Annotated in this window: 10 protein-coding genes; all 10 read right to left on the bottom strand. The window is 38.1% G+C overall.

The features are described 5' to 3' along the window. Positions 1-12: 12 nt before the first annotated feature. On the bottom strand, positions 13-969 hold the full coding sequence (gene trxB / locus PSR14_RS27735) for a thioredoxin-disulfide reductase (protein ID WP_001288072.1): 957 nt from the start codon (positions 967-969) through the stop codon (positions 13-15). An 84-nt stretch (positions 970-1,053) separates the two neighbouring features. Then, complete coding sequence (locus PSR14_RS27740; RefSeq protein ID WP_098487185.1) at positions 1,054-2,565, bottom strand: lipopolysaccharide assembly protein LapB; 1,512 nt, start codon at positions 2,563-2,565, stop codon at positions 1,054-1,056. A gap of 139 nt (positions 2,566-2,704) precedes the next feature. After that, the gene (locus PSR14_RS27745) at positions 2,705-3,217 is read right to left on the bottom strand and encodes a DapH/DapD/GlmU-related protein (RefSeq protein WP_001255062.1); all 513 of its coding nucleotides are present in this window, start codon (positions 3,215-3,217) and stop codon (positions 2,705-2,707) included. Positions 3,218-3,240: 23 nt separating this feature from the next. Beyond that, entirely contained in the window at positions 3,241-3,891 is a 651-nt protein-coding gene (gene ppaX, locus PSR14_RS27750; protein WP_001222399.1) for a pyrophosphatase PpaX, read from the bottom strand. 67 nt (positions 3,892-3,958) lie between these two features. After that, a complete protein-coding gene (lgt, locus tag PSR14_RS27755) occupies positions 3,959-4,771 on the bottom strand; it encodes a prolipoprotein diacylglyceryl transferase (RefSeq protein WP_000924232.1) in 813 nt (270 codons plus the stop codon). 24 nt (positions 4,772-4,795) lie between these two features. Next, complete coding sequence (gene hprK, locus PSR14_RS27760; protein ID WP_001127244.1) at positions 4,796-5,725, bottom strand: HPr(Ser) kinase/phosphatase; 930 nt, start codon at positions 5,723-5,725, stop codon at positions 4,796-4,798. A 156-nt stretch (positions 5,726-5,881) separates the two neighbouring features. After that, positions 5,882-6,262 carry a phage holin family protein gene (locus tag PSR14_RS27765; RefSeq protein ID WP_001267308.1) on the bottom strand — a complete coding sequence of 127 codons (381 nt, stop codon included), beginning with the start codon at positions 6,260-6,262 and terminating at the stop codon, positions 5,882-5,884. 115 nt (positions 6,263-6,377) lie between these two features. Continuing rightward, positions 6,378-6,806 carry a DUF4275 family protein gene (locus PSR14_RS27770; RefSeq protein ID WP_098487184.1) on the bottom strand — a complete coding sequence of 143 codons (429 nt, stop codon included), beginning with the start codon at positions 6,804-6,806 and terminating at the stop codon, positions 6,378-6,380. Between the two features lie 59 nt (positions 6,807-6,865). Beyond that, positions 6,866-9,742, bottom strand: a complete 2,877-nt coding sequence (uvrA, locus tag PSR14_RS27775) for an excinuclease ABC subunit UvrA (RefSeq protein ID WP_000045569.1) — start codon at positions 9,740-9,742, stop codon at positions 6,866-6,868. 5 nt (positions 9,743-9,747) lie between these two features. Then, positions 9,748-11,724, bottom strand: a complete 1,977-nt coding sequence (uvrB, locus tag PSR14_RS27780; protein WP_000441051.1) for an excinuclease ABC subunit B — start codon at positions 11,722-11,724, stop codon at positions 9,748-9,750. Between the last annotated feature and the right edge of the window lie 126 nt (positions 11,725-11,850).

Here is an 11,850-nt window from a genome sequence, read left to right on the forward strand (position 1 = left end):
GTATATTATCCCTTATTTTTCTGATACAGTTTTTAGTTCTTCTAATAATTCTTCTACGTAATGTTGTGCACTTTGTGCTGCAATACTACCATCACCTGTTGCAGTTACAATTTGACGTAGCATTTTTTCACGAACATCACCTGCTGCGAAAATACCAGGAACTTTCGTTTCCATACGCTCGTTTGTTTCAAGGTAACCATTTTCATTTGTAATACCTAGTTCAACAAATGGTTTTGATAGTGGTAACATACCGATGTATACGAATACGCCGTCAGTTTTGACTTCTTTCTCTTCTCCACTGTTTACATCTACAAGTGTTACACTTCCTACTTTACCATTTGCTTCGTTAATTTCTTTTATCGTGTGGTTCCAAATAAAGTCTACTTTTTCGTTTTGGAAAGCACGATCTTGTAAAATTTTCTGTGCGCGAAGCGTGTCACGACGGTGAACGATCGTTACTTTTGATGCGAAGCGTGTTAAGAACACACCCTCTTCAACAGCAGAATCTCCGCCGCCAATAACTACAAGTTCTTTACCTTTAAAGAATGCGCCATCACATACCGCACAATATGATACACCGCGGCCGCCAAGTTCTGTTTCACCTGGTACACCGATTTTTTTATACTCTGCACCACTTGCAACGATAATTGCACGTGCTTTATATTCTTTTTTACCAGCAATAATTGTTTTGTATTCTTTACCATCGATGACTTCTTTCACATCACCGTATGCATATTCAGCACCAAATTTCTTCGCATGCTCGAACATTTTATTTGATAAGTCTGGTCCTAAAATAGACTCATAACCTGGGTAGTTTTCTACATCTTCTGTATTTGCCATTTGCCCGCCTGGAATACCACGCTCAAGCATTAATGTGCTTAAATTCGCACGAGATGTATATACTGCAGCTGTCATACCAGCTGGTCCTGCACCAATAATAATGACATCATAAATTTTTTCTTCTGACACACTATTCACTCCTATCCATTCCTACACAATTAAGTTACCCTCATTATACTGTTCGCATCATTTTTTTCCCAATGATTTGCTTATCTATGTGTGCGTACGCTTAACAGCTTGCACATACTTTCGAACAGTCGCTACAGATACATTATACACATCTCCGAGCTCCGACTGTGTCATCTTATTTCCTTGTTCACTGCGTACGATATATTCAACCGCAGCTGACCAGCCGTATACATTTGTAAAAACTGCCCCAGATGTATATAAACGTATGAACGTACAAAACCAAAATTGTAAACACTCTTCGATTAATTCATCATCTTTTTTCGTATAATTGTATAAAGCATCCGCGATTCGCGCGCACTGTTCAAATTGCTGTAAATCAGCTGGAATACTCTTATGGCTATTCAGTAAAAAGAAATACTTTGCAAGTTGCGATACGATTGGAACACCATTCTTCGCCTGCGTTACATCAAAGAAGAATCCAACCTTCTCCGGCGTTGATAATTCATTCATTAAATATAAAGCTAGCATTTGTTCCTCTAGCGTCGCACTTTGCTGGAATGATTTTCGTAATTCTTCAAATAACACATTTTGTCCTTCATCCGCTAAATTCAATGCATTCCACGGTTCTTTTCCCTTTTTATCAGGGTGCAATTCTACAACATGTTGCCACATTTTTTCAGCTACTTGCTGATCTTTCACCATATACGCAGAATATGCAAACCAATAATAGAAACTAACGTCTCCTTCGTATCCTTGACGCTTTAATAATTTGAACCATTTATATGCAGGCTCGAAATGACCAATTGTTGCAAGTGTCGTCCCAAGTTTCAAACGATGTTCAAACGAAATCGGATATACCGAAACTAACTGAGCAGCTAACACCTCTACTTGTTTATGCTCTCCAATTGAATATAGAAAAATAAGTGTATTACAAAGCGCATGTATATTACCAGGATTTTTCTCTAAAATCATTTCCGTTAATTTCAGTGCCTTATCTACATTACCAGATTGAAAATGCGCAATGGCTAAATTATTATGCCCTGACCAAAATTCCGGATAGTCTTTCGTAACAATTTCTAATGTAGCAATTGCTTCTTCCAATTGTCCATTACGAATATAACGATTGGCTTCTTCCTGCATAACAATTAAATCATCTTCATCCTCAATCTCTTCCGCACCCATCGCTTCTTCTTCCATAATTTCAAGTAATTCTAATGTATCTTCAACAAATTCCTTCTCTTCTGCAACTTCTAAATAGCGATCCGCATACTTCTTCGCATGCTGAAATAGACCCATATACGCATAATTATTTGCAATAAAATAATAACATTGTTCAAGTTCTGGATTAGATCTAACAAGCTTAAAGAAGGTTTGATTCGACTCTTGATATTCACCAGCCTCAGATAATACTGTTGCTAATTGACATAAAATAAACGGCTCCTTCTCGCTTTGTGCCGCTCTTCGAAAATATTTAATTGCATCTTGCAATTTTTGTCCTTTGTAAGCCCTCATCCCTTTTTTATAAAAGAAGTCCGCTAATTGATTAAAAGAGATAACTTGTCCGTTCTCCTTATATATTCTTTGATTTTTCCCCATATATCCTCCAGTTTTTTGTTTTCTTCGTTCACACATTCTTCTATCTATAAGTATAAACGATTCCGTAAAAAACAAAACAGTATATTATACTCAATTATTTCCTTTTTATTCATTAAAAAAGAAGAGAAATGTTACATTTCTAGTATGAACCTTCTCTAGCCTCCATTTGCTCTTTCGTATAAATAACACGCATTGGATTCCCACCCACGAAAGCACCGCCTGGCACATCTTTATGAACGAGTGTGCCAGCTGAAACAATCGCGCCATCCCCAATTTTCACACCTGGTAATATAGTCGTATTTGCCCCGATCATCACTTCGTTTCCAATAACGATCTCTCCAAGTCGATATTCGCGAATTAAATATTCGTGCGCTAAAAGCGTCGTGTTATAGCCAATAATCGAATTATCTCCCACAGTTATCTTTTCCGGGAACATAATATCCGGCATTACCATGAGCGCAAACGATGTTTTCTTTCCTACTTTCATCCGCAAAAATGTGCGGTACAACCAATTTTTTACAGATAAAAATGGCGTGTAACGTGCAATTTGGATAATAATAAAATTCTTCATTACCTTCCAAAAAGACACTGTCTTATACACATTCCATAATGAATTTTCTCCTGAAACAGGATAGCGCGTTGTCCGTCGCACTTCACTCGCTCCTCTACTTATCTTTACGAACGATTCATGTCGGACAAAATCGGCAATAAATCACTCATTTTATCTAGCATAAAGTCTGGCTTGTAAGCCTCTAAATACGCTCTACCTTTCAATGTCCATGAAACCGCAGCTGTTTTCGTACCCGCATTTTGTCCGCCAACAATATCATGATGATTATCCCCAACCATCAATGCTTCTTCCGGTTTCGCATCTAATAACTGAAGCGCTTTTTGAAGTGGCTCTGGATGTGGTTTCACATGCTCGACATCATCAATTGTCACAACAACATCAAAAAACTCATCAAGCTTCGATAACTTTAATCCCATCTCAACAGTTTGTCGTGCTTTCGTTGTAACAATACCAACCTTATAGCCTTGTTTCTTCAACTCTTGAACTGTTTCATATACAGTTTCATATTCTTCTACTAATTCATCATGATGATCATGATTAAATTGACGATAACTCGTAATTAACTCTTCAACCTTGCTTTCATCAATCTTACTGAACGTATCATGCAAAGACGGACCGATAAATGGTAATACATCTTCACGCTTATATTGATTTGGATAATATGTATGTAAAGTATGTAAAAAAGAAGAAATAATAAGTTCGTTTGTATTAATTAATGTTCCATCTAAATCAAATAACACTGTATTTATTCTCATTGTCTTAGTCCTTTCTCTTTCCTGAATATGAAAGAAGCAGCATCTTATAATAAGATGCTACTTTTCTCTAATTTTCTAAATATCTTTTATCAGCTTGCCCCATTTTTCGTCTCACAATAATGAAAATAATAGAAATAACAACAAGTCCAATTGACATTACTTGTGCAATACGAAGTGGCCCTAGCATTAAACTATCTGTACGTAACCCTTCTACGAAGAAGCGTCCTACTGAATACCAAATTAAATATGTGAAGAATAATTCCCCGCGGCGTAAATTCACTTTTCTTAATGCAAGTAATAAAATGACACCTGCAAAATTCCATAATGATTCATATAAAAACGTCGGGTGGTAGTACACACCATCAATGTACATTTGATTAATAATGAAATCTGGTAAATGAAGACCTTCTAAAAACTGTCTCGTTACTTCATCACCATGCGCCTCTTGGTTCATAAAGTTTCCCCATCGGCCAATTGCTTGTCCTAGTAAAATACTTGGCGCAGCAATATCTGCCAACTTCCAGAATGAAACCCCGCGGCGTTTCGCAAAAAGAATCCCTGTAATAACAGCCCCGATTAAACCACCATGAATCGCCAAGCCACCTTGACGAATATTAATAATTTGACTCGGGTTTTGCGCGTAATATTCCCATTCAAAAATAACATAGTACATTCTCGCAAATAGAATAGCGATCGGTACTGCAATTAATACAAGGTCAACAAATGTATCTTTTGGAATACCTAGCCTTTCTCCTTCGCGAGTTGCTAGCCAAAGACCTAATAGCACACCTGTACCGATAATAATCCCGTACCAATAAACAGGAAACGGTCCAAGTTGGATAGCTACGCGGTCAAGCTGTGGTACAGAACCTAACAGCATATGTATGACCTCCCTCTCCAATGTTTACTCCTGATTTCCTAACTCAATCGCACTCATTAATCGTTCTGAGAACTGCTGTGCTGCATTGACTCCCATACGTTTTAAACGGAAGTTCATCGCTGCCACTTCAATAATAACAGCTAAGTTTCGACCAGGGCGAACTGGAAGTGTAATCTTCGTAAGTTCTGTATCAATAATCTTCATCTTCTCTTCATCAAGACCTAAGCGATCATAATTTTTCTTTTGATCCCAAATTTCAAGATTAATAACAAGTGTAATACGCTTATAATTTCGCACTGCCCCTGCACCGAATAACGTCATAACGTTAATAATGCCTAGACCTCGAATTTCTAATAAATGCTCAATTAAATCTGGAGAGCTTCCGACCAACATGTCTTCATCTTCTTGGCGAATTTCTACACTATCATCCGCAACAAGGCGATGACCACGTTTTACAAGTTCAAGAGCTGTCTCACTCTTACCGACACCACTTTGCCCTGTAATTAAAACACCAACGCCGTAAATATCTACTAACACACCATGAACGGCAGTTGTTGGCGCTAACTTACCTTCTAAATAATTTGTTAAACGACTTGATAGTCTTGTTGTCGTTTGAGAAGAACGTAATAAAGGCATGCCTGATTCACGTGATGCTTGCAGTAACTCATCTGGTACATCTTGATTACGAGTTACAATAATACATGGCGTCTCCTCAGTACAAAGCGCTTTCATTCTCTCTTGTTTTTGATCTGACGTTAACGTGTCAAAGAATGTAAGCTCCGTCTTTCCAAGAAGCTGCACGCGATCAGCTGGATAATATGTAAAAAATCCTGCCATTTCAATTCCAGGTCGTGATAAATCACTTGTATCAATTGGACGATGAATTCCTTCTTCACCACTTATTAACTCCAATTGAAATTGTTCAATCAAATCTTTTGTCCTTACTTTTGGCATATGTATAAACCTCCACTCCGCTGCGGGTTCAGTCTCATTTGATGTAAAATTCCATTCTACCGGATATTGTACCATTTTTTTCTGGAAACAAGAAATACGGTTTCTAATAAATAGAAAAAAACATTTCATACATATCATGAAATGTTTTTCTTTTTGTCATTTTCTCTTTTTTTCATATAAAGGTTCCACAATTGCCTTTTCAATAATCATATTAAAAATTGAAATACAAATTGCCGCAACGATCGCTACACCGAAACCTGATATATTAAATGCGTCTCCTAATAATGAATCTGCTATTTTTAACGTAATCGCATTAATAACAATTAAGAAGAAACCGAAAGTTACAACAGTAATTGGTAGCGTAATTAAAATTAAAAACGGTTTTACGAACACATTTAAAACAGCCAAAATAATACTCGCAATAATTGCAGTTTGTATATTTGCTACGTAAAACGCGTCTGGTGCAATCCCTTTTAAAAGTCCCGATACAGCGATTAACACAACGCTATTTACAAGAAGTGATACAATCCATCTCATTTTCTTACACATCCTTTTAAACATATATCTTTCATCATACGCTAATAGACAATAAACGCAAGTATGATACGGACACTTATATCAACTTATTCTACTCTTCATGCTTGTATACCTACTAGCACTTCTTTGCGAAATAAGGCCCACACCATCTATGTTCATGCGTTTTTACAAAAGTCCAAGTGAACTCTCTATCTACAATGTAAATATCGCCTTTATACATATCATCCATACTTAATAAACTTGCATCTTTTATTAGTAGTACATCATCACAGTGTTGATAGAAGATGTAGCACTCCTTTTTCCCTTCATTATGAAACGTGTTTTCCGCTTCTTTACCCTCTAAACACTTCTTTTTCTCATAACTAAATATGTGCCATAGATACCCACATCTATACTTATCTCCATAAAGAAAAATATCTTCTTTTTCTTCATCACTTAAATGATTTGCAAAGTTATCCTCCCAGCGCTTCCGAAAATATACACCCCAATTTCGAAACTCTCTTACCTTCATATTTTTCTTTCGCAACACATCTAAAAACTCCACCTTCTCCCCCTATACAATAAAAACCGAGCGTCATTTCCACTCGGTTTTTATTACTAAACTTATTGCGATAACTCTACTTCTTTTATTTTCTCTTTCATTCTTGCTTTATCACGATTTAAAATCTCTTTTAAATACTTACCCGTATACGAACGCTCTTCTTTCACTACTTGCTCTGGAGTTCCGGAAGCAACGATTTGTCCACCTTTGTCTCCGCCCTCTGGTCCAAGGTCAACGATATAATCTGCTGTTTTAATTACATCTAAATTATGTTCAATTACAAGTACCGTCTCACCGCTCTCAACAAGACGTTGCAGCACTTCTAGAAGACGCGCGATATCATGCGCATGTAAACCAGTCGTTGGCTCGTCTAAAATGTATAGTGTACGCCCTGTAGAACGACGGTGTAATTCAGAAGCTAATTTCACGCGCTGTGCTTCACCACCAGATAACGTCGTAGCTGGTTGCCCTAATTTCATATAACCAAGTCCAACATCTACAAGCGTTTGAAGTTTACGCTTAATTTTTGGGATGTTAGCGAAGAACTCTACCCCATCTTCAATTGTCATTCCTAATACTTCAGAAATGTTCTTATCTTTATATTTCACTTCTAACGTTTCACGGTTGTAACGTTTACCGTGACAAACTTCACACGGCACGTATACATCTGGTAAGAAGTGCATTTCGATTTTTATAATTCCATCACCACGGCACGCTTCACAACGTCCACCTTTTACATTAAAGCTGAAACGTCCTTTTTGATATCCGCGTACTTTCGCTTCATTCGTTTGAGCAAACACATCACGAATATCATCAAACACACCTGTATAAGTCGCTGGGTTAGAACGTGGTGTACGTCCAATTGGCGATTGATCAATATCGATTACTTTATCTAAATGCTCAAGACCTTTAATTTCTTTATGAGTACCCGGCTTCGCTTTCGCTTTATATAACTTTTGCGCTAACGATTTATATAGTACTTCATTAATCATCGTACTTTTACCAGAACCAGATACACCCGTTACCGCTACAAACGTACCAAGCGGGAATGACATTTTCGCGTTCTTTAAGTTATTCTCCTTTGCACCGACAATTTCCACTTTTCGTCCGTCACCTTTACGTCTTTCAAGTGGAACTGGAATAAACTCTTTACCGCTTAAATACTTACCTGTTAGCGAATTCTCATCTTGCATCACTTCAGCTGGTGTACCTGCTGATACGACTTGTCCACCGTGAATACCTGCGCCAGGCCCGATATCAAGTAAATAATCAGCTGCCATCATCGTATCTTCATCATGCTCAACAACAATTAACGTATTACCTAAATCACGCATTTCTTGCAATGTACGAATAAGACGATCGTTATCGCGCTGATGCAAACCGATAGAAGGCTCATCAAGAATGTAAAGTACGCCAGTAAGACGAGAACCAATTTGCGTTGCTAAACGAATACGTTGCGCCTCACCACCTGATAAAGTTCCTGCGGCACGACTTAACGTTAAATAATCTAAACCGACGTTCACTAAGAACCCAACGCGCTCCTGAATTTCTCTTAAAATTAAATGAGCAATTTTTTGTTGTTTCTCTGTTAGCTCCACACTTGAGAAGAATTCCTGTACTTCTTGAACAGAATATTTCGTTACATCAGCAATCGTTTTTCCGCCAACGAAAACAGCTAAACTCTCAGGCTTTAAACGTCCACCTTTACACTTCGGACAAGCTTGCTCTGCCATATACTTTTCCATTTGCTCACGAACGTAATCCGAACTCGTTTCACGATAACGACGTTCAATATTTGGAATAACACCTTCAAATAAAATCTCATTTTCCTTTACTTGACCAAATTCATTCACATAACGGAAATAAACTTTCTCTTCTCCGCTTCCGTACAACACTTTATCAAACAAATCTTTCGGTATATCTTTCACAGGCACATCCATATCAACGCCGTAATGATTACATACAGATTGTAAAAGTTGTGGGTAATATTGTGAACTTGTCGGCTCCCAAGGCGCAATCGCATGTTCATTTAATGATAAATCCCAGTTCGGAATAACAAGTTCTAAATCTACCTCTAACTTTGAACCAAGCCCATCACAAGAAGGACATGCCCCGAAAGGACTATTGAATGAGAACATACGCGGTTCTAATTCTCCAATTGAAAAACCACAATGCGGACAAGCATGATGTTCACTAAATAGAAGTTCCTCTTCTCCCATAACATCGATTAACACTCGTCCCCCGCCAAGCTTTAATGCACTTTCAAGAGAATCTGCAAGACGGCTTGCGATCCCTTCTTTTACAACAATACGGTCTATTACAACTTCAATGGAATGCTTCTTATTTTTATCTAACGCAATATCTTCAGACACATCAAGCATTTCACCATCAACACGTACACGAACATATCCTTGCTTCTTAATATCTTCAAGCACTTTCACATGTGCACCTTTACGACCAGAAACGATAGGAGCTAGCACTTGTAATTTCGTACGTTCAGGATATTCAAGTACACGGTCTACCATCTGCTCTACTGTTTGTGACGTAATTTCAATGCCATGATTCGGACAAATTGGCGTACCAATTCGCGCAAATAATAAACGTAAATAATCATAAATCTCCGTTACCGTTCCAACAGTTGAACGCGGATTACGACTCGTCGTTTTTTGATCAATTGAAATTGCTGGTGACAATCCTTCAATCGTATCTACATCCGGTTTATCCATTTGCCCTAAAAACTGGCGTGCATACGCAGATAACGATTCTACGTATCTGCGCTGCCCTTCTGCATAAATCGTATCAAATGCTAATGATGATTTCCCCGAACCAGACAATCCCGTTACAACGACAAGCTGATTTCTCGGAATGGTTACATCAATATTTTTTAAGTTATGTGCTCTAGCACCTTTTACAACGATAAAATCCTTGCTCTTACTCACTCTTTTCACCCTTCCGCTTTTAATTCTAATAGTAAATCTCTTAATTCAGCTGCACGCTCGAAGTCTAACGCTTTTGCTGCTTCTTTCATTTCTGCTTCCATCTTCGCAATTGTCTTTTCACGCTCTTTTTTCGTCATCTTCTTAGCTGGCGTTGCTTCATATGTTTCTGTCTCTTCAGCAGCTGTCGTTGCACGTATCACATCACGCACACCTTTTTGAATCGTTTTCGGCGTAATACCATGCTCTTTATTGTAAGCTTCTTGTATAGTGCGACGACGCTTCGTTTCTTCAATCGCAATTCCCATCGATCTCGTTATACGATCTGCGTACATAATAACGCGGCCGTTTTCATTACGTGCTGCACGGCCAATTGTTTGAATTAATGAACGTTCTGAACGTAAGAATCCTTCCTTATCAGCATCTAAAATCGCTACAAGGGATACTTCTGGAATATCTAATCCTTCTCGCAATAAGTTAATACCAACGAGAACATCAAACTTACCAAGGCGAAGATCTCGTATAATTTCAATACGTTCTAACGTTTTCACTTCAGAATGCAGGTAATTCACCTTAATTCCTACATCTTTTAAGTAGTCTGTTAAATCCTCTGACATCTTCTTCGTTAAAGTCGTAATTAATACACGTTCATTTTTTGCAATGCGATCTTGAATTTCTCCTAATAAATCGTCAATTTGCCCTTCAATTGGTCGTATATCAATTGGCGGATCTAAAAGCCCTGTTGGACGAATAATTTGTTCTATTACTTCTGGCGACTGCTCTAATTCATACGGTCCTGGCGTTGCTGAAACGTAAATAACTTGATTCGTTTTCTCTTCAAACTCATCAAAAGTGAGCGGTCTATTATCTAAAGCTGATGGCAGACGGAATCCATGATCCACAAGTACTTGCTTACGCGCTTGGTCCCCGTTATACATCGCTCTTACTTGCGGCACTGATACGTGCGACTCATCCATAACAATTAAGAAATCTTCCGGGAAATAGTCTAATAACGTATACGGCGTTGCCCCCGCTGGACGAAGTGTTAAATGACGGGAATAGTTTTCAATACCTGAACAAAAGCCCATCTCACGCATCATTTCTAAATCATAACGTGTACGCTGCTCTATACGCTGCGCTTCTAACAACTTGCCGTTATCATTTAATTCCTTTAAACGCTCTTCTAGTTCTTTTTCGATATTTTCAATAGCGACCTTCATCTTTTCTTCACGTGTAACGAAGTGAGATGCTGGGAAGATTGCTACATGATCACGTTCTGCTAATACTTCCCCCGTTAAAGCATTTACTTCGCGAATACGATCAATTTCATCGCCAAAAAACTCAATTCGAATACAATGCTCGTCAAGTGATGCCGGGAAGATTTCAACTACATCTCCGCGCACACGGAATGTACCACGCTTGAAATCAATATCATTACGACCATACTGCACATCAACAAGTTCACGAAGCAATTGATTGCGATCCTTTTCCATACCAACTCGAAGTGAAACAACTAACTCGCGGTATTCTTCTGGAGAACCTAAACCATATATACACGAAACACTCGCAACGATAATTACATCATCCCGTTCAAATAATGCAGACGTTGCCGAGTGACGCAATTTATCAATTTCATCATTAATCTGTGCGTCTTTTTCAATAAACGTATCTGTTTGCGGCACATACGCTTCTGGTTGATAATAATCGTAATAACTAACAAAATATTCAACTGCATTATTCGGGAAAAAGTCTTTCAACTCACTATATAACTGTCCTGCTAACGTTTTATTGTGAGCCATGACAAGTGTTGGCTTTTGCACTTCTTTAATGACATTTGAAATCGTAAATGTCTTACCCGTTCCTGTCGCTCCAAGCAACACTTGCTTTTTCTTTCCACTATTAATTCCCTCTACAAGCTTCTCTATAGCTACCGGCTGATCACCTTGTGGGGAATACGCTGAGACAATTTCAAATTGACGTTCCAAGAAAATCCGACCTCCTCATAAAAATCTGTATTATTATTTTACCACGAATGCCCATAAAAAACCTAAAAAAACGAACAGATATTCGGTAAAGTTTTCGACAATATATATAGAAAAAGGAAGGAGAGT

The sequence above is a fragment of the Bacillus sp. A01H genome, assembly GCF_045277205.1.
GTDB classification, from domain to species: Bacteria; Bacillota; Bacilli; order Bacillales; family Bacillaceae_G; genus Bacillus_A; species Bacillus_A paranthracis.